At 40.0% G+C, this 19,783-nt stretch carries 14 protein-coding genes and 1 pseudogene; 5 read left to right on the top strand and 10 right to left on the bottom strand.

What is annotated here, in order from left to right; all coding sequences use genetic code 11:
• Nucleotides 1-22: 22 nt before the first annotated feature.
• The 4 genes and pseudogenes from H4J38_RS12530 to H4J38_RS17250 form a co-directional block, all read right to left on the bottom strand.
• Nucleotides 23-607, bottom strand: a complete 585-nt coding sequence (locus H4J38_RS12530; protein ID WP_182132141.1) for a cytochrome c oxidase assembly protein — start codon at nt 605-607, stop codon at nt 23-25.
• An 11-nt stretch (nt 608-618) separates the two neighbouring features.
• The gene (ctaD, locus tag H4J38_RS12525) at nt 619-2,223 is read right to left on the bottom strand and encodes a cytochrome c oxidase subunit I (protein WP_182132139.1); all 1,605 of its coding nucleotides are present in this window, start codon (nt 2,221-2,223) and stop codon (nt 619-621) included.
• 12 nt (nt 2,224-2,235) lie between these two features.
• On the bottom strand, nt 2,236-3,795 hold the full coding sequence (coxB, locus tag H4J38_RS12520; protein WP_404842616.1) for a cytochrome c oxidase subunit II: 1,560 nt from the start codon (nt 3,793-3,795) through the stop codon (nt 2,236-2,238).
• A 545-nt stretch (nt 3,796-4,340) separates the two neighbouring features.
• A pseudogene (locus tag H4J38_RS17250) lies at nt 4,341-4,424 on the bottom strand (repressor LexA); the annotation flags it as partial.
• A gap of 463 nt (nt 4,425-4,887) precedes the next feature.
• Between H4J38_RS17250 and H4J38_RS12515 the strand changes: the two are divergent.
• The gene (locus tag H4J38_RS12515) at nt 4,888-5,058 is read left to right on the top strand and encodes a hypothetical protein (protein WP_182132138.1); all 171 of its coding nucleotides are present in this window, start codon (nt 4,888-4,890) and stop codon (nt 5,056-5,058) included.
• 237 nt (nt 5,059-5,295) lie between these two features.
• Here H4J38_RS12515 and H4J38_RS12510 read toward each other — a convergent pair whose 3' ends face one another.
• The 3 genes from H4J38_RS12510 to H4J38_RS12500 form a co-directional block, all read right to left on the bottom strand.
• A complete protein-coding gene (locus tag H4J38_RS12510; RefSeq protein WP_182132136.1) occupies nt 5,296-6,861 on the bottom strand; it encodes an amidohydrolase family protein in 1,566 nt (521 codons plus the stop codon).
• 7 nt (nt 6,862-6,868) lie between these two features.
• A complete protein-coding gene (locus H4J38_RS12505; protein WP_182132134.1) occupies nt 6,869-8,053 on the bottom strand; it encodes a M14-type cytosolic carboxypeptidase in 1,185 nt (394 codons plus the stop codon).
• 99 nt (nt 8,054-8,152) lie between these two features.
• On the bottom strand, nt 8,153-11,002 hold the full coding sequence (locus H4J38_RS12500) for a TonB-dependent receptor domain-containing protein (RefSeq protein WP_182132132.1): 2,850 nt from the start codon (nt 11,000-11,002) through the stop codon (nt 8,153-8,155).
• Between the two features lie 367 nt (nt 11,003-11,369).
• Here H4J38_RS12500 and gltS point away from each other — a divergent pair, with 367 nt between their 5' ends.
• The 4 genes from gltS (at nt 11,370) to dgcA (ending at nt 15,729) form a co-directional block, all read left to right on the top strand.
• Nucleotides 11,370-12,584 carry a sodium/glutamate symporter gene (gene gltS / locus H4J38_RS12495; RefSeq protein ID WP_182132131.1) on the top strand — a complete coding sequence of 405 codons (1,215 nt, stop codon included), beginning with the start codon at nt 11,370-11,372 and terminating at the stop codon, nt 12,582-12,584.
• Between the two features lie 39 nt (nt 12,585-12,623).
• Nucleotides 12,624-13,508, top strand: a complete 885-nt coding sequence (locus H4J38_RS12490; protein ID WP_182132129.1) for a LysR family transcriptional regulator — start codon at nt 12,624-12,626, stop codon at nt 13,506-13,508.
• A gap of 122 nt (nt 13,509-13,630) precedes the next feature.
• Nucleotides 13,631-14,629 carry an N-acetyltransferase DgcN gene (gene dgcN / locus H4J38_RS12485; RefSeq protein ID WP_182132128.1) on the top strand — a complete coding sequence of 333 codons (999 nt, stop codon included), beginning with the start codon at nt 13,631-13,633 and terminating at the stop codon, nt 14,627-14,629.
• A gap of 14 nt (nt 14,630-14,643) precedes the next feature.
• Nucleotides 14,644-15,729 carry an N-acetyl-D-Glu racemase DgcA gene (gene dgcA / locus H4J38_RS12480; protein ID WP_182132126.1) on the top strand — a complete coding sequence of 362 codons (1,086 nt, stop codon included), beginning with the start codon at nt 14,644-14,646 and terminating at the stop codon, nt 15,727-15,729.
• Nucleotides 15,730-15,883: 154 nt separating this feature from the next.
• On the opposite strand, the gene H4J38_RS12475 is transcribed toward dgcA, so the two are convergent.
• The 3 genes from H4J38_RS12475 to lexA form a co-directional block, all read right to left on the bottom strand.
• A complete protein-coding gene (locus tag H4J38_RS12475) occupies nt 15,884-16,348 on the bottom strand; it encodes an ArgR family transcriptional regulator (RefSeq protein WP_182132125.1) in 465 nt (154 codons plus the stop codon).
• A 22-nt stretch (nt 16,349-16,370) separates the two neighbouring features.
• A complete protein-coding gene (locus H4J38_RS12470) occupies nt 16,371-18,431 on the bottom strand; it encodes a CapA family protein (protein WP_182132123.1) in 2,061 nt (686 codons plus the stop codon).
• 522 nt (nt 18,432-18,953) lie between these two features.
• Nucleotides 18,954-19,568: a transcriptional repressor LexA gene (gene lexA, locus H4J38_RS12465; RefSeq protein WP_182132121.1), complete on the bottom strand. Its 615-nt coding sequence runs from the start codon at nt 19,566-19,568 to the stop codon at nt 18,954-18,956.
• Nucleotides 19,569-19,783 lie beyond the last annotated feature (215 nt).

Here is a 19,783-nt window from a genome sequence, read left to right as displayed (position 1 = left end):
CCCTCATTTAAGTGCCAAGCACTTAAGAATCAACCGAGCTTGTAATGTCGTACAAGGTGTAAGATAGGGTGATGGTGGACACGTCATCGGGTATATCTAAATCGACATAAAATTGCAATCCCATTTCAACATCCTCACTGGCTTTTAACGGCTGGCTATTAAAACAAAAGCATTCTATCTTTTGAAAATAAACCGCCGCCCGCCCTGGTGATACTGACGGCACAGCTTGTCCAACAATATCGCTTGTAGACTCATTTTTAGCATAAAACTTAACGGTTTTGCGCTCACCTGGGTGTACTTTTACCTCATTAACCATTGGCTCAAACTTCCAAGGAATACCTTTAGCTGTCCGAGTCAAAAATTGTACGGTAATGGTACGTTCGGTATCTATGCTCTTGACGTTGTAACTGGCCGCAACATTAGATGTTTTTCCGTTTAACCCTGTGATATCACAAAACACGTCGTATAACGGCACCATCGCAAAACCAAAGCCAAACATACCAAAAACAATCAACATCAGCTTTTTTACTGTTTTTTTCACTGAAGCATTATGCGTTTTCGCTTGTGCTTGCTTTGATAACTTGTTTTGCGATTCACCGTTAGTCATTTTAGCTCCACTTAATCAATTTTTGGTGGTGTTGTGAACGTGTGGTATGGCGCAGGGCTAGGCACTGTCCATTCCAAACCTTCAGCTCCATCCCAAGGTTTCATCGGCGCTTTTTCTCCGCCTTTAATACACTTGATAACTAATACCAAGAAGATTAATTGCGAAATACCAAAGGCAAAGCCACCAATACTCACCCACTTATTAAAGTCAGCAAACTGCAAAGCATAATCAGGAATACGACGAGGCATACCCGCCAAACCTAAAAAGTGCATTGGGAAAAACAGTAAGTTTACTGAGATAAGTGAACACCAAAAATGCCATTTACTTAACGTATCGTTGTACATGTAGCCAGTCCATTTAGGCAACCAGTAATAAGCGCCAGCAAAAATAGAAAACAACGACCCAGTAACCAATACATAGTGGAAATGAGCAACAACAAAGTAAGTGTCATGATATTGAAAATCAACTGGGGTCATCGCTAGCATCAAGCCAGAAAAGCCACCAATAGTGAACAAAATCACAAAGGCAATAGAGAACAACATAGGGGTTTCAAAACTAAGAGACCCACGCCACATAGTCGCTGCCCAGTTAAACACTTTCACCCCTGTAGGTACGGCAATTAACATGGTGCAATACATGAAGAATAATTCGCCAAATAACGGCATACCCGTGGTAAACATGTGATGCGCCCAAACGATAAACGACAAGAATGCAATTGATGCAGTTGCGTAAACCATTGAAGTGTAACCAAATAGAGGCTTACGTGAAAATGCTGGAATGGTAGTAGATACAATACCAAATGCAGGCAAAATCATAATGTAAACTTCAGGGTGACCAAAGAACCAGAAAATATGCTGGAACATTACGGGGTCACCACCACCGGCGGCATCAAAGAAGCTAGTACCAAAATAGGTATCAGTTAATACCATAGTTACGGTACCCGCGAGCACCGGCATTACCGCTATTAACAAATACGCCGTAATGAAAAATGTCCATACAAACAATGGCATTTTCATGTAAGTCATACCAGGTGCACGCATATTCATTATGGTTACAACGATGTTTATTGCGCCCATAATGGAGGAAATCCCCATAATATGTACCGCAAAAACGAAGAACGCTGTACTACCGTTACTGTAGGTGGTAGATAATGGTGCGTAGAAAGTCCAACCAAAGTTAGGCGCGCCACTTTCCATAAAGAACGACGATAATAAAATAGCAAAAGCAAAGGGTAATATCCAAAAGCTCCAGTTATTCAATCGTGGTAGTGCCATATCTGGCGCACCAACCATCATAGGTATCATCCAGTTCGCCAAACCGGTAAAGGCTGGCATTATCGCACCAAATACCATAATAAGACCGTGTACTGTGGTCATTTGGTTAAAGAAATCAGGCTCAACTATCTGTAGTCCAGGCTGAAATAACTCAGCGCGGATAACCAGCGCCATAACACCGCCAGTTAAAAACATGATAAAAGAGAACCATAAATACATCGAACCGATGTCTTTATGGTTTGTGGTATATAACCAGCGTTTTAGGCCGGTCATTTTATGATCATGGTGCTCACCGTCATGTGAATCATGCTCGGATTGATCATCAATTACATCTGTAGTCATTATAACGCCTCCCTACTTCGCGCTAGCAGCAACAGCTGCTGGCTGGACTAAATCACCCGTGTTGTTACCCCAAGCATTACGCTCGTAAGTTACAACCGCGGCAATTTGCGTTTTAGTTAATTGGCCGGCAAAAGCCGCCATCGCTGGATTTTTCTTGCTGCCGTTCAGTACCATATCCAAATGCACTGCTACATCACCTGTAGCGATAGCACTACCTTTAAGTCCAGGAAATACTGGTGCCATACCTTCACCATTGGCTTGATGACAAGCAGCACAAGCTGTCATATATACATCTTCACCCATGGCCATTAGTTCATCTTGGCTATAAACTTTAGATAAATCTTCTACCGGTATGATGTCAGCAATGACTTCAGTAACTGTTTCAGAAACATTTTCTACTGCTTCTTCAACATTATCTAAAATACTTGGCTCTGCACCGCTAACAGCTTTTACATCTGAAGCTTGAACAGCTTCACCCGTATTGTTACCCCAAGCATTACGCTCGTAAGTTACAACCGCAGCAATTTCTTTTAAGCTTAATTGCTTGCCATAGCCTTGCATACCAGTGCCAGCTTTACCATTGAACACAATATCTATGTGCGCGCTAGCAGGACCCGTTGTGGCAATAGCACTACCTTTAAGCGCTGGAAATGCTGGTGGTAAACCTTGACCGCTAACTTGGTGACAAGCTGCACAATAAGCAGTGTAGGTTGTTTCACCAAGTTGCATTAGCTCTTCTAGAGGAACAGAAGCATTTAATGAAGCCGCTTCAGCAGCTGCTGCGTTTGCCTTCAATTGCTTTTGATCATCAAGCCAAATCGCATAATCAGCTTCTGATTTAACTTCAACCACAATCGGCATAAAGCCATGGTCTTTACCACACAATTCAGCACATTGGCCCCGATAAACACCAGGTTCATCTACCTTGGTCCAAGCTTCGTTTATAAAACCTGGGTTAGCATCTTGTTTTACTGCAAATGCCGGTACCCACCAAGCGTGGATAACATCATCAGAAGTAATAACAAAGCGTACTTTTTTATTGGTTGGAATAACCAAAGGACGATCAACTTCTAGCAGATAATGTTCACCTTTCTCTGCCGATGTTCCGTCTTGGTTTTCGTATTGTTCACGCGGTGTCGACAGAACTGAATAAAACTCTAGGTCTTGATCAAAGTATTTATAATGCCATTTCCACTGAGAACCGGTAACTTGAATCGTCAGATCCGCATCATCGTTATTTTCCATATCAATGAGCGTAATAGTGGCAGGAACAGCCATAGCGATTAGAATAACGACCGGGATCGCCGTCCAAAGAATTTCAACTTTTGTGCTTTCATGGAAGGTTGCTGGTTTAAAACCTTTTGATTTACGGTGAAATACCATAGACCAAAACATTGCACCAAATACCACAACACCAATAGCTGTACAGATATAGAGAACCAACATATGTAAATCATATACGTCTCTACTTACATCCGTAACACCCTTGGTTAAGTTCAGCGGCATATCTGCCCAAACCGAACTAGACAACAAGCCCCCTAGCAACAGCAAACCTAGGTTACGTCTTTTCACTCGACATCTCCTTCACCCTTTTTAAGGCAAAACAACACGACTTCACAATGAAGTACGGCTATTTCGCGCATACATTTATTATTATTTAAGTGACGCATTATTCGACAAGTGTCAATTGCGCCCTATTGTTATGTTTGTACGTTTTCTGGACTAGAATTACTTAAAACTTGATCTGGGTCAATTTAAAATTTCAAATGCATGAAAAATAAAAGCCAATAAATACAATAGAGTAAAAGCCCTAAACTGGGTGGTACGTCCATTTTTAATGGGGTATATTCAATGTTTGTTTTTTGTTCTAAGGGTGTTTTCAATGCCTAATAATAAATAATCAACCAGAAATTTACTGTATAAAAAACATGCTATTTGCGGTATTTATTAGCACAGATGAAAATTGTGCTAATCAAAAGTACGTTAAGTACAAAAATAGCAATAAAAAAGTCAGAAAAGCGCAGATCTAACTCATCGATTTTAAGTAAACCGTTAGTTAAATCTGCGTAATGTAGCGCAGGTAAATTCTAAAATATTTAAGGTAAGCGTAAAGTTTACTACATCCAGTCGGCAGCACGAATCACACCAACGGCTAAACCTTCAATGTTGAATTGTTGAGATGTTAAATCTACTTTAATGGGTGCATAGTTATTGCTTAAGAGTAAAGGCCGTAAATAAAGATAAGAGTTATTGATCTAAGCTAAAATTGGTCTGCAAATTGCTTCAAAGAATTTTGGGCAACGTTTTCATATGTGATGCTCAATAAAATTAACTAATGATGTCTAAATAATATTAATAGATTATAACTCTGTTAGAAATTCATTTTCTAGAATAACTAACCACCATTGCTAGATGCTGTCGCGCTATGTTGTTTAAAAATATAAGTAATATTTAGTTAGGTTAGCGATAGTTAAAAGTCATATCTAATAAGCGCAATATATATTTAGTGTTCTTCGGCGGCTTGTTAATCGAATACGCTAAAGGAATCATTAAGCTATAACTTGGTTTTATACCTTACTAAAATTTTAATGCTGTTTTAAAAAAGCCATTAGATAGAAGATAGCTTTACCAATAATTTTATCTTTCAAATAAATCGGTGACATCATGAATATTTCACATATAGAAAACAGTGAACAGCAAAACGATTACGAATATCATTATATCGTATTGGCAAATGCGGCTAAACACAATTCAGAGTCATCTGATCCTATACCAGAAAAGGTCTTAGCCTTGCTCGACGACAGTACGCCTAATTATGTACTAGGTTATAATTAGCGACGGGAAATTTAATTAATAATGAAATTGATTGGTCATGTAATTTTACTATCCAGCATGTAATATGTACTCAAATTTTCCGCGACCAAAATCTACATTATAGGTGTCATGCCGCCATGGCCATAATGATGTATTCAGTTAAATAAAACAGTAACCGATAATAAAACTCTTTTTAGTTTCCTGACCACAAGCCAAAAAAGAAAACCAACCACTTAATAGCGCAGGCTAATAGCTGAATTAATGTACAAACTTACCCGCAAGTTTTTCCTGAAAATAACCGTTTTTGATCACTTGCTGGCCATTTAGCCAAACTTGCTCCACGCCCGATGAATATTTATTCCAATTAGAAAAGTTAGCATTCGCGGAAAATGCTTTGGCGTCAAAAACTATAATATCGGCCATATAGCCTTTGGTCAGTTGACCTCGGTCTTTAAAGCCTAATATTTCTGCAGTTTTATTTGAACTTTGTTTAATAAATTCAGCGAGCGTTATCAGTGCTTTTTTCTGAACATATTCTTGATACTTTTGTGGAAAGCTAGCAAATTTACGTGGATGACCGTTAGTGCCATCCGATGAGGTAACCACCCAAGGTTGTACCATAAAGTTTTCAACGTCAGCGTCAGACATATTAAATGATGCGATTCTGACCTCGCCTTCTTGCACCAACTGTATTGCTGCAGTAACAGGGTCTATTGCTCTTTTTTCTGCTACTTGCGCTAACGTTAAGCCAATCAGCTCAGAGTCTTGAAAGGCAGTGATCAGTAATGACGTTGGCCCGCCACGACGGCGAATATTTTCTTTAATTTCACTGGTAAGCTTTTCTGCCAAATTAACATCATTTAGGCGTTGGTAAAATGCTTGCTTTGAATCAGCCATTACCCACTTGGGCATAACAGCACTATGTAATTTAGTGCCTGAAGCAAGCCATGGATATTGGTCGGCTGAAATACTTACACCCTCTGCTTGTGCATGTTCAATTTTTTCAATGGCCACTTTGCTTTCGCCCCACACATCAACACCTAATGCTTTAATATGAGCTAGATGTAGATGAATATTGGCTGCATCAGCAATTTCGATTGCTTCGGATAATGCGGCGAGAAAACCAATATTAAAGGTACTTTCATCACGTAAATGTGTGTCATAAATACCGTTATATTTACTGGCTACTTTCGCCAAAGTAATAACTTCTTCAGTATTAGCAAAACTACCTGGCACATAATATAAGCCAGTAGATAAGCCCAACGCACCAGCTTCCATAGCCGTAGTAAGCAGCTGTGACATCTCACCTAACTCTTCAGTAGTGGCAAAGCGCTGTGCTCGCCCCATAACTTGTTCTCGCAAGCTGCCATGACCAACCAATAAAGCCACATTAGTACCGATGCCATTGGCTTCAAGTTCGCGCGCTGCTTTAGCTATATCTACCGGACCCTCACCGTCATTGCCATTCACTACCGTAGTAACCCCCTGCGTAAGGTAATTTAAGTTATGGTTTTTATCTTTGCTGTAGAGTTCTTCTAAACTATGCGTATGAGGGTCGATAAAACCAGGGCTAACAATTTTACCAGTAACATCGTGGGTATATTTTGCCACAACGTGATGTTTTCCTGACGGATAAAGACCACAAATTTCACTGCCGCAAATCGCCACATCAAGCATTTGAGCTTGCTCATTAATCCCTGTATAAACTTGACCGTTGATAATCAAAGTATCAACCTTAGTTACTTTATCATCAAAGCAACCCGTTATTAGCAATAAACTGCACGTCAACATAACCACATAGGAATTTTTAACCTGCTTTCTCATGAATTTTTTACTCTTTATTATGATCAACATCAGCTAGCAAGGTTTGCATCAATATTGTTGAGGCGTTTTTAGCAATAATGTTAATGTTTTCACGATTCGTTTCATCACCCATTTCATAGGTTATGGCATGAACCTGATAATTATCAGCAAAATACTGTTTGGAAACACCATTATTAGGGCGATTACCCGGTTTCTGTACTACATCAAAATTTGGCATTGCTTTATCTAATGCACCAAGCCAATGTTTCACAAAGTAGCGATTGTCAACACCGTAATCAACCGGCATAGTATAAAAAACATCGTGTTGGGTAGAATGAAAATCAACAGCAAATTTTATTTTTTGCCCATCAGCGACCAAGTCTTGTAGGTAGTGATGAACTTGCTTAGTTTCAGGTTGTTTAAAGGTGATCCAATCGCGATTTAAATCAACGCCATTGGCATTATGGCGCCAATTTCCCATCGCAACGCCATCTGGATTTAAGTTAGGAATAACTAACAAGTTATAGTTTTTACGAAAATTCTCTGCTAATGGGTTACTTGCCAATAATGTTTCCACAAAAGGAAACAATGCTAACGCACCTGTTATCTCTGGTGGATGTAAACGCCCTAAAATAACAAGCCATTCATTGCTCTCACCACGACTTTCAATTTTATATATCGGCCTACCTTGTTGAGAGGTTCCTAATTTTTGATGGGAAATCTGCGTAGATTTTTGTAATTTTTTTGCCCAGTCCACGTAATATTGATTATTAATGACCTCTTGGCCAGCAATATAAACTGGCTGTGCTGAAGCTTTAACTTTAAGTATCAATTTCTTATTGCGGTATTGATGCGGATACACAGACCAGGTTTTCATATCTTGGCTAAATTTAGGTAAATAGCGATTATCTCGCTGACCACTAATTTTAATATTAACAGTAATGTCTGTTGGTGTGTCTGCTTCAATCTTAAAAGCATACCAAGGACTGGGGTTAATCGGGGTATTTTCCGGTGTAATGGTGATTAAGTAATTGTTACCCGCTAACACCTGACATTCATCCATACGGCTTGCTTCAAATTTTGCCGTTAAGCGCACTGCGCCTTTATCGCAAACTCGTGCACTATTTTCCTCATAGGATACCGAAGTTTTCGCGCATGAGACCAAAAAAGTGATAGAAAATAACCATAGGTAAGTAAAGTGGTTTTTTTTCATAATGATATCTTCAAGATTAAAATTAATATGAGAAAAATATGGCTCGACTATTAGGTACTAATCGAGCCATATGCTATTCCTTAATTCACTGATTTGTGATTAGAAATTTTTTCGTAAGCTGAGATAGAAGTAACGGCCTCGATTAGAATGTAATGCTCCAAAATATCCATGTGCTAATTCATCAGCCACTGGTGGCTCTTCATCACTAAGGTTACGTACACCAAAGCGAACTTTTGTACCTTCTAACGCACTGTCATCGGCAAAGCGATAATCAGCATAAACATTCACGGTGGTGAAGCTATCTACCGGCAACATAATGACTTCATCGTTAACCGTTGCCGTGGTGCTGGTATCAACAACCTCGCTAACATAGTTGGCATTAATTCCTGCTCCCCATTGTTGATAATCCCAATCAATTGATGCTCTAGCTCGCCATTCTGGACGACCATTTTGCTTAATTAAATCACCCGCACCCGCGACAGTTCTATCCGCAGGCACAGCAGGATTGTTAGCGGCTTGAGCGGCAATAAGCTGTGCAGAAATAGGATCTGCATCTTGTTCAAATTTACTTAACTTAGCAGCATTAACTGTGAACTCCCATTCACCAAAGCTTGTTTCAAGATCATAAATCAAACTAAAATCAATGCCTGCAATATTACGCTTATCTAAATTCAGATAGTCATTATTGATTTGTATCACTTCATTGGTGTTGGCATCACGAACAACTGCACTGTTACTAGAACCTTGACTCCTTAATAGTGAATCATAAAGTAAATGCGATGAACCGGGTAAAATACCTACTAGATCTTTTTGCTTAATCTTCCAAGTATCTAAAGTGAACGTAAAGTTCTCAAGTGGCTCAAATATCAGACCAAATGAGGTGTTTTCATCATCTTCTGGTTTTAGGTCTGTGGTACCACTTCGTATATCGACAATACCATAAGTTGAATCAAGTACCGGATCATACAAACTATTGGAACGCGGTACACCTTCTGCAGACACTTGTGGTAAACCAGGAGCACGGAAGCCGCCAGCATATGACGCTCGAAAGCTAATCCATTCTGCTGCTTGCCAAAATAACGCAACTTTAGGCTTTAGTGCACTACCCACATCCGAGAAGTTTTCATATCGGCCAGCAACTTGTAATTCAACATAATGTGATCCTGAATCGACCAAGGGCACTAAGAACTCTGCATACGCTGACGAAACATTGCGCGACGCCTTGGAATCAGGTGTTGGGCTACTACCTAAAACATCGCTGCCAGATAATTCAACGCCAGTAATTTGGTCAACAAAAGGCATACTGCCATCAAGCAACGGATCTCGGTTGTCTTCAAAGGTTTCTCTTCTAAACTCTACCCCCATAGCAAGCCCAACATCACCAGCTGGTAAGCTCCAAAGCGCGCCATTGCTGACCTTAAAATCAACTGAGGCCAAACTCGTTTTTGAGTCTCTATTAACATTAACCATAAATTGGTCAATGACATCCCGATCATTTAATGTCGAATCACCTTGATTAGGATTGTTAACATCTCCCCCCGTGAAAATATTGTATGCCAATGCAGGATTGCTACTATTAATTGCTGCTTGGAACTTACTGGCTTGAATTCGATTCGCGGAATCATTGGTTTCGGCGGCAGTGTAAAATACAGCACTCTCCCAATCCCAATCTTGATATGAACCTTTAAGCCCAGCCAAAACACGATAACTAGAATCGTCTACTTCAACATTTCGTGGTCCTGTATCAATGGCTCTATAACTACGTAATAGAACTTCTTCACCAAACGGGTTATATGCGGCATCAGCAGAAATTCGAAAACGTTGGGCGGTTAAGTTATGAGTTTGCTCGCGCGTTCGCTCTGCTTTAGCATCGTAATATGTGAATTCTGAAAATAGCGATATATCGTTGCTAATTTCGTGCGTAAAGTAGCTATAAAAATTTAGTCGCTGTACATCAGAGACAAGTGATCGCGTGGTGCCACGGTCAAACCTTAGATCTCGAGGAAAGCTGCCACTGTCGGCACAAACGCCTCCCGCTAAGGCTACAACACAGCCTGAGTCAGTATCCGGCTGTAGATGAAATCGACCTAAGGTGTCTGATTGAAAGTCTCCCCAAGGAGTAGCTGTTGAGCGATTATCTAACTGCGTATCGCCCACAAATGCTTCAGGCAAACCAGGAAATTCGCGCAGATCATGGCTTGCAGAATATGAACGTTCACTGGCCATCATACCGTTTCGGTCGTAATAGCTAAAAGAAGCCGTTAGGTGTGAGCGGCCTTCATTTAAATCAAAACCTGTTAAATAGCTAAAGGTTGTTTCATCAAGCGATGTCCCCTCTGAGCCACCGTAGGATAATTTAATTTGATTACCTTCATAATCGTCTTTTAATTGATAATTCACCACGCCAGCAACAGCATCAGAGCCATAAATTGCAGCTGCACCATCACGAAGAACTTGTAGTGAACGCAACCCTGAAACAGGTAAAGTATTTGAATTTGAGGTCGACACCGGCACGAAGTTTTCTGATTGTGTACCTGGGTGTGTTACTAATCTGCGACCATTTAGGAGTGTCAAGGTGTTACCTGAGCCAACACCCCTTAAGTTAATAGATGCAACGTCACCACGAGCGTCATTTACGCCGCCATTACCTGTAGCTGCGCCGAAGTTAACCGCGCCGATTTGCGGAATTGAACGTAACAATTCGTCGCCGGACATCGCAGCGGTATTTTCAATATCTTTTTCGGTTAATGCAGTAATAGGTAAAGCACCAATATCTGAAGCACGCTTTATATTGGAGCCAATAATACTTATACGCTCAATGGCTGCTACCTTGGCTTCAGCTTCTTCAGCATTGGCTTGTTGAATAAAAGTTGTTTGAGCTGTTAAGGCTGTTATTACACATAAGCTTAGGTGCTTTAATTTATATCTATTTTTAGCTATTTCTTTCATCACTGTCACCGTCATAAGTTGCATTAATTTATTGTTAATTGTCGATTATATATTTACCGATCCTTGTTATTAGGTTCACCATGCCGAATTTAGAAAAACATTGCTATTGACTCTTCGTTTACAACCCATAACCTAAAGTTATAGCAAAGTTACACATTCAGCCAATAGTAAGAATTGCTCGATAAAGTTCAGTGCTAAAATAGCGTCACTGATTTCTGGAGGATTTTCCTCTTATCAGGTACAGCCTTTGGTTATGACATGCGAAAGTTTTTGAACTGCTGTTCTATTGATTAGCTCTTTACAATCAAATTAGCTTCATGGGCAAATAACAACTAAATATGCCACATCAAAAAGGTAATATACTGATATGAATATTGAAATTTCGACTTCAGAAACACTATTAATTGCTTTGTTAATACTTTTTTCTGGCTATTACCTCAATAGTAAAATTGCTGTGCTGAATAATAACAACATTCCTGAGCCTGTGGTAGGTGGTATTGCTTTCTCTATTATTGCCGCCATTGCTCACGTTTATTTTGATATAAATTTTCAATTTAATATGGCATTTAAGAACCCATTAATGACGGTATTTTTCACTACGGTCGGTCTAGGTGCTAGCTTTAGTTTATTAATCAAAGGCGGTCCAAAAGTAGCACTTTTTCTTGGTATAGCAACCTTATATTTACTGGTGCAAAATGCTGTTGGTGTGTCGATTGCAGCTGCTACTGGCATGGAACCTTTAATGGGCTTAATCGGAGGTTCAGTGACACTTTCTGGTGGTCACGGCAACGGCGCAACCTACGCAGATTTATTTATAAATCAATATGGTATGCACAGTAGTGTATTTGAATTGGCGATGGCGGCGGCAACACTAGGCCTTATTCTTGGCGGCCTAGCAGGTGGACCTGTCAGTAAACGTTTAATTAAAAAATACAACTTAACAGCTGATACCTCGTATCACGAAGATCTCGACGATACGATAACCTTTGATCCCGAAGATCATGACTTAGTCACGCCTAGAAAGATGATGGAAACCTTATTTGTTATTTTATTGTGCATGTATTTAGGTCGCATCGGTTATGATGCACTAAACGCAATTGATGTGATCTTACCAGCATTTTTAATCCCATTATTGTTTGGCGTGATCATCACCAACCTCGCTGAATTTACTAAAGTGTATAAGGTCAGTCGAGCTTGTATCGATCTTTGGGGAACTATGGCTCTATCTATCTTCCTTGCGATGGCATTAATGTCGTTAAAAATATGGGAATTGGTCAGCCTAGCCGGCCCAATGATATTTATGATTTTGGCACAAGCAGTAATATTGATGCTTTTCGCCTATTTTATTACCTTTAGAGTCATGGGTAAAAATTATAATGCTGCCATCATGGCTGGCGGCCATTGCGGTTTTGGCTTAGGTGCAACACCAACAGCAGTGGCCAATATGGAGTCTTTAGTCTCACGTCACGGGCCTTCACCTCAAGCTTTCCTCGTCGTGCCTTTGGTGGGTGCCTTTTTTATTGATATTACCAATGCTTTGATTATACAGTTATATTTGAGCTTGCCATTTGTCACTGGCTAAATACTTAACTTAGCCGAATAACGTTATCGAGGACCTTGAATGCGCTTACGACACATTGAAATTTTTCACGCGATTTATACCACGGGTTCGATTACCAATGCAGCTAAAATACTGCATGTCTCACAACCCTCAGTCAGCAAAGTATTATCACATGCCGAGCTACAGCTCGGCTTTAACCTTTTCGAGCGAGTTAAAGGTCGACTCATTCCAACCGACGAAGCGGAAATGCTATTTGATGAAGTTGACAAAATTTATCAACAGATGCGCTCGATAAAAAATACCGCACAGAACATTAAAAAATCAGAATTTGGCAGCATGAGTTTGGGGGTTACGCCGGCATTGGGTTTTGACGCCCTGCCGAATGTAATTGCCAATTATCATCAAGACTACCCAAATGTCACCTTTGATATTCAAACCATACACAATGACGCGGTTATGCAATCATTACTTGAGCATAAATGTGACCTAGCTATTTTATTCTCACCACATAGTATGCCAGGCATTACCACAATTCCTTTAGCTGAATCTGAATTAGTAATTGTGTATCCAAAAGAAAAATTTCCTCATTGCCCCGATAAATTAACCCTTACCCAAGTGTGTGATTCTGAATTTATCGACATTAGCGACAGCGGCCCTTTAGCTGACATGCTTTGGGCGCGTGTGATGGAAGAAGACATCGACTTTAAATCCTCGATTAAAGTACAAACCTATTTTATTGCTGCTAGATTGGTGGCGCGTGGTTTGGGTGTTTGTGTTGTGGACCGCTATACCGCTGAGGGCAACTTATCTGACAATGTTGCTATAGCATCATTCGAACCCGCATTAACTTTTAACATCAGTGCTGTACACCTAGAAAACCGAACCAAATCTAAAGTTATCGATGAATTTATACCTTACTTAACACAAGGAATTTCAAGTAGTTAAATATCATCATAACCCTAGGCTATGATCGGTCAAAGCCTTCTCACTTTCAATGCATAGCCACTAAGATAAGCTCGACATAACAAAACACGGTTATATCAGCTTTTAATTTTAGGAACATCATTATGCACATCGTTTCTCCTTACCTGTTATTCATCGGTGATGCCACCGATCAACTTTCGATAAAAATGGCACGTGGTGCAGCAGACTGGCGCCCAGAGCTTTGCATTGGAGAATATAGCGTTGCAGGCTGCACAGTGACAACAGGCATCGAAAAAATGTCGATTGAACAAGCCGCTAAAAAAGGAGCTAAGTCATTTATTCTTGGTTTTGCTAATAGCGGTGGCGTGCTTGAACAGAAATGGCTACCTTATATTCTCTCGGCCATGGACCATGGCATGGATATAGTTTCCGGGTTGCACAACAAGCTTACTGACTTTCCTGAATTGGTTGAAAAATCTCAACAATGCCAACAACAACTGTTAGATATTCGCCATCCAAAAGCAGAGTTTGTGACCGGCACAGGAGTAAAACGCTCAGGTAAACGTTTACTTACCGTAGGTACTGACTGTTCGGTAGGTAAAATGTATAGCTCGCTCAGCCTCGAAAAGTCGATGAAAAAATTAAACTTTGATGTCGATTTTCGCGCCACAGGTCAATGTGGTATTTTAATCGCCGGCCAAGGTATTGCGATTGACTGCGTCATCTCAGATTTTTTGTCCGGCGCAACCGAGTCACTTTCACCCAACAATCATCCCGGACATTGGGACATTATCGAGGGTCAAGGTTCATTATCTCATCCAGCTTTTGCTGGCGTCAGTCTTGGCTTATTACATGGCTCACAACCCGATGCCTTGGTTATATGTCACGATTTAAACCGTACACATATGCGTGGCCTACCCAGTAGCCAATTCCCGAGTATTGCCACAACCATCAGCTTAAACCTGCAAGCCGCTAGGCTCACTAACCCTGATGTTAAAGTGGTTGGCATTACTGTGAATACCTCCAGCGTTAGCGTTGAAGAGGGAAAACGTATTTGTCAGCAATTAAGCGAAGAATTTTCATTACCTTGTGTTGACCCAATGCGTGATGGCACTGATAGCATAGTAAAAACCTTGACATAAATGGCAATATCGACATGACTATTGAAAAAAAAAATCTGAGTAATACGCTAAACAATACCCAAAAAAATAATGTGACAAAAGCAGCTAAGCCAAGTAATTTAACCATTACAGTGGCAAAAGAGCAGTTTTCATTGCAACATGTTTTTCGCATTGCCCGCGGCGCAAAAACCCAAGCAGATGTGGTTGTAGTAACCATTAGCGATAATCATAATACTGGTTGGTCAGAAGCGGTGCCTTACGCACGTTACCAAGAATCTCTTGATAGCGTAATAGAGCAAATAAACACTCTGTCACAATCAGCACTTAACACTGAAAATATTACTAGCCTTATTGCCTCATTACCTTCTGGCGCAGCGCGCAATGCCCTAGACTGCGCATGGTGGGATTTACAAGCAAAGCAAAACAAAACGACTGTGGCGGCATTATTAGAGTTGTCGCCAGCATTGCCCTGTATAACAGCACAAACCTTAAGTATAGATAGCCCAGAAGCTATGGCTAAAGCAGTTTTGGCATTAGATAACCCACCATTAGTTAAAGTGAAACTAGATAATCAAGACATCATTTTAAAAATGACCGCTATCGCTCAAGCAGCTCCCAACAGTCAGTTTATTGTCGATGCCAATGAAGCTTGGACTATTAATGATTTGCGTCATTGTTGCCTGCAATTAAAAGCCCTTAATGTGGTATTGATTGAACAGCCTTTACCTGCAGGCGAAGACCAAGACCTCATCAATTTTTCATCGCCCATACCCTTATGTGCCGATGAATCCTGCCATACCCGTGCAGAACTTGAATATTTAAAAAACCGCTATCAAGTGGTGAATATAAAACTCGATAAAACCGGAGGCCTAACAGAGGCAGTATTACTCGCTCAAGCAGCAAAAGAAGATGGTTTCGAACTTATGCTAGGTTGCATGGTGGGTAGCTCACTTGCCATGGCGCCATTGGCACTACTGGTTAACGAAGCAAAATTTGTTGATTTAGACGGGCCGCTTTTAATTAGCACTGATAGAGAAAATGGTTTTGAATTCAATCAAGGGTTGATGCAGCCACTATCAGGCAAACTTTGGGGGTGTACTAGTAACTATACTAGTACGTAGTAAGTGACTCTAGTTTCCCTTTGACATTATTAACGCAATGTCGGCCCTGATCACAGGGCTTTTTTTTAGCAATTGAGTGACTAACCGCTACATAAATTTTGCCAAAATAATGTTTCACTAAAGTAATTAAGTGAATTTTTAAAAGCCCTTGTTATTAGCGGTTTACATCCAAGTGCGCAACAATACTCGCCATAGTTACCTCGATATAATTCACATCAGTGGGAATAACCAAAATAGTACTATCACTTGCCATACAAGCGAGTACACCTGATTGTTCGCCCATACTTTCAATCATTTTAGAGATCAACGTCGCGGCCCCTATTACCGTCTTAATAATAATTTGCACCTGGTTATGCTTAATATCCAATACCACTGAATCTATCGCTTGTTGACCACACGGAATATGTTGTTTTTCAGGTAGACGGTAAACGGCATCATTATTATGATTTCTAATTTTTATCGCGCCGACTTTATGCAACAACCGAGACACGCGTGTTTGTGTAACATTTTCAAAACCTCGCAAAGATAAAGCTTGAGCAAGCTGCAGCTGAGAACCAAAGCGCTGGTCTTGCAGCAATGTTTTAAACGTGTCGAGTAACTCTGGCTCGGCAATTTTCATGCTATTTAATTTCCTATGCTTGTTAGTGGCTAAATTTAATCATAACCGGCGCCGATATCACTTTATCAACACCAATATAGGCCGTTTGATAGCTCAGCGTATTATAAAAATTAGGCTGTATATTTTTACTGAAGGCGCTCTGCCATTCAATTAAAGCAAAATCATCAATGTCAATCGCGGAACTAGTACCATCTTGTAACGTTATTTCTGCAATCACTCGATAACTTTTATAACCAATACGCGGAGAATTAAAATCTAACTCAACATGCTGCCATTTTTCATTTGCTGTCAACTCAGTTGTGCCAATTAAATGTTTAGGGCTGTTGTCAAAGGCATCTAATAGTTTCTGGCGCGTTTTACGCCCTTGCCAATAAAAGTTAATTTTCACTGCTGCTTGCACATTAAATTTAGCTTTGACTGTCATTGCGCTGCTAGCTTTATACACACGTCTAAAACTTTGCATACCAAAAGTACTTGGCTTGGCGGCCGCTAATTTAATATGTAAGCTACGCTGCCCACTGGCACCGAAGTCGTTCAGTGTGGTAGCGCTGCGTTGAAATATCCAACCCCGTTCTGGGCTATCAAATGTCGCAAAACTCTCAAAATCGCTGCCGTTAATTAAGTTAGTGCCCAGGCGGTATCCAACATTGTCATCTGGCAATTCGACATGAGTTATCGTTCTATGCCACGGCAATTGGTAGAGTGGAATGACTTTCTCACCATTGACCGGATCTATCGCTAATGTCAATTTTTCACTCGGTGTTTGATTATTTGCTCGGATAACACCATGACCACCTGATGGCATGATCAGGGTATTTCTTTGTTTAGAAAGCTCAGTTAATCGCTTCATTACGGTATAACGATGCATACCTGTGGCTGGCGTTGGTTTGTAACCTTTAACATATAGCGGCACAATTTCAGCACGGTGAAACTTACCATCGTCCAGCCAAACATAAAGAATAAAGCTATGTTGAGTTGCACTAAAGTTTTGGTCGAAAATGAAATTCCCCATCGAATAAGCAATAAGTTTATTGTTATATAACTCTAGACCTTGAGTGACATGCGGGTGATGTGCAATTGCCAGAGCAGCGCCAGCATCTAGTGATGATTTTAAACGTTGTTCAGTAACTCCGGTTGGGCTGTTAGCGTACTCTTGACTACCGTGATATTGCACTATGGTGACTTTATTTTTCTCTACCTGCTCACTAACAGATTTCAGTATATTTTTCATAGAACCATAAGCTGCACCACCATGTTGGTCATTTGCCGTTTGTGTCGGGTTCGCACTACCCTCCCAACCTACGTAACCTAACATAGCAAATTCAGTGTTTTTAATCGTTTCAGTATGTGCTTTTAGGGCTGATTCTTCATCAACACCTGCGCCTGAATAACCTAGCTCGCTTTGTTTAAGAAAAGCTAATGTTGATTGAAGGCCAGAGTCCATATAATCATACGTATGATTATTACCTAACGAAACGTAGTCAATACCTGCCCAGGTAAGTGCTGCCAGCACTTCAGGCTCTGAATAAAAAGTCACTGACTTAGGCGCACTTTCCTCAGGCTTTTCGTCCGCTATTTGGGTCTCCAAATTAACCGCCGCATAATCGGCTAAACTCATGTAAGGTTTAATATGCTGTACTATCGCTTTACTATTATCGAGCTTATTATCTAGATGAATAAGTACAGGATCATCAAAGTAAGGTCGGTAATATCTACGCCCCATCATCACATCACCGCCAAAAGCTAACATGACACGTTTAGAGGCCTTTTTCACGAGACTAATATCAGTAATTTTTGATGATTGTTGTTGCAACTCAAAGTGGCTAAAAGTTTGAATTGATTGAAAATAGCCATCTTTAGTAAATTTTAGCTGATAAACATCATTAATGGCCGCATTCACACTGAATTCGCCAATTTCATTGGTTACAGCCTTGACCTTATTTATTTCAACGACGACATCTTTTAAGGCATGATTTTCTTCATCAATGATTCTGCCACTTAAAGCAAAGTGTGTTGCAGCAAACGCACTGATGTTTAAATTTACGGCGATAATAATCAAAATAAAAAATAGAATACGAGACATAAAGCGTCCAAGGCTTAAGAGTTTGTCTTAGTATATCGTTTTAAACATGTAGATTTCATTCCTAATTAGATGTGGGCTATAACGTTAGGGCATGGTAAAAAATAATAACCGTTCAATATTTGCAGACAAAAAAAACGCCCCTCAAGTGAGGGGCGTATAACAAAAATATAAAACACAATACCGAGGGAATAATCTCTTACTAAATAAGAGCTGAATAAAGTCGCCAAGTTCAAATTGATTAAAAATATTTGCTTAATCTGTTTTTTATCGGGCTATCATTAAGGCCTGCTCGATTGAGCCATAGCTCGTTATTGGGATTGAGAGCACATATTTTTGGTTCCAAAAAAATCTAAGTAATTACATCCATGTAAAAAACGCTGTCATAGAGTATTTTAACCAGTAAAAATGTTCAATTAATCAGTGAGATTGGTATTAAACCTACGTAATAGAGAGTGGCGTAAGTCACTAATACTACTCGGTTTGATTTATTGCTTAGACAGCCTGAAATAATTACATCGTTTATTACATCCAGTCGGCAGCGCGAATCACACCTACGGCTAAACCTTCAATGTTGAATTGCTGAGATGTTAAATCTACTTTAATTGGTGAAAAGTCTTCATTTTCAGCATGTAAGTAAACCACATTACCCTCACGTTTAAAACGCTTAACCGTAACATCGTCTTCAACACGAGCAACAATCACTTGGCCGTTTTGCACATCAGTAGTTTGATGAACTGCCAGTAAATCGCCATCTAAAATGCCAATGTCTTTCATACTTTCGCCATGAACACGTAATAAGTAATCAGCCGCAGGATGGAATAAACTACCATCAATTTTATAATGCTGCTCAACATGCTCTTGCGCCAAAATAGGTTCGCCTGCCGCAACTCGGCCAATCAAGGGCAAACCATCTTCTTCAATAAACTCTTCTGCAAGACGAATACCGCGCGATGTGCCTGGCAACATTTCAATGTAACCTTTTTTAGCCAGCGCTTTTAAATGTTCTTCTGCTGCATTTGCTGACTTAAAACCAAAATTAGTAGCAATTTCGGCACGTGTTGGTGGCATGCCCGTGTCTGAAATTTTTTCTCGGATCAGATCAAAAATCTGCTGTTGTCTTGGTGTTAAAGGGCGCATATTTATTCCTTAAGCTACTTCAAAGCAAGCCTGTATTTTTAAACAGTATTGTTATTGTATACAGGCTTTGGATAAACGCAAGTTGTTATTATGGGGCGAACCTTTTTGTCTGAGTTTTTATTTTTAATGAAATTTTGCCGTAAACGTAAATATACACCATACATTTCATAGGCTTATTATCAATGCAATATAAAAAAACGCACAAGTTAAAGTAA

Source organism: Colwellia sp. BRX10-3, from assembly GCF_014077505.1.
Classification (GTDB): Bacteria; Pseudomonadota; Gammaproteobacteria; order Enterobacterales; family Alteromonadaceae; genus Cognaticolwellia.
Note: the sequence above shows the minus strand (reverse complement) of the source record. Positions and strands in the feature narration are given on the sequence as shown.

What these genes read in the sequence shown, in the direction of transcription:
- H4J38_RS12530 (WP_182132141.1), bottom strand. Translation starts at nt 607, where the DNA reads ATGACTAACGGTGAATCGCAAAACAAGTTATCAAAGCAAGCACAAGCG.
- ctaD (WP_182132139.1), bottom strand. Translation starts at nt 2,223, where the DNA reads ATGACTACAGATGTAATTGATGATCAATCCGAGCATGATTCACATGAC.
- H4J38_RS12515 (WP_182132138.1), top strand. Translation starts at nt 4,888, where the DNA reads ATGAATATTTCACATATAGAAAACAGTGAACAGCAAAACGATTACGAA.
- H4J38_RS12510 (WP_182132136.1), bottom strand. Translation starts at nt 6,861, where the DNA reads ATGAGAAAGCAGGTTAAAAATTCCTATGTGGTTATGTTGACGTGCAGT.
- H4J38_RS12505 (WP_182132134.1), bottom strand. Translation starts at nt 8,053, where the DNA reads ATGAAAAAAAACCACTTTACTTACCTATGGTTATTTTCTATCACTTTT.
- H4J38_RS12500 (WP_182132132.1), bottom strand. Translation starts at nt 11,002, where the DNA reads ATGAAAGAAATAGCTAAAAATAGATATAAATTAAAGCACCTAAGCTTA.
- gltS (WP_182132131.1), top strand. Translation starts at nt 11,370, where the DNA reads ATGAATATTGAAATTTCGACTTCAGAAACACTATTAATTGCTTTGTTA.
- H4J38_RS12490 (WP_182132129.1), top strand. Translation starts at nt 12,624, where the DNA reads ATGCGCTTACGACACATTGAAATTTTTCACGCGATTTATACCACGGGT.
- dgcN (WP_182132128.1), top strand. Translation starts at nt 13,631, where the DNA reads ATGCACATCGTTTCTCCTTACCTGTTATTCATCGGTGATGCCACCGAT.
- dgcA (WP_182132126.1), top strand. Translation starts at nt 14,644, where the DNA reads ATGACTATTGAAAAAAAAAATCTGAGTAATACGCTAAACAATACCCAA.
- H4J38_RS12475 (WP_182132125.1), bottom strand. Translation starts at nt 16,348, where the DNA reads ATGAAAATTGCCGAGCCAGAGTTACTCGACACGTTTAAAACATTGCTG.
- H4J38_RS12470 (WP_182132123.1), bottom strand. Translation starts at nt 18,431, where the DNA reads ATGTCTCGTATTCTATTTTTTATTTTGATTATTATCGCCGTAAATTTA.
- lexA (WP_182132121.1), bottom strand. Translation starts at nt 19,568, where the DNA reads ATGCGCCCTTTAACACCAAGACAACAGCAGATTTTTGATCTGATCCGA.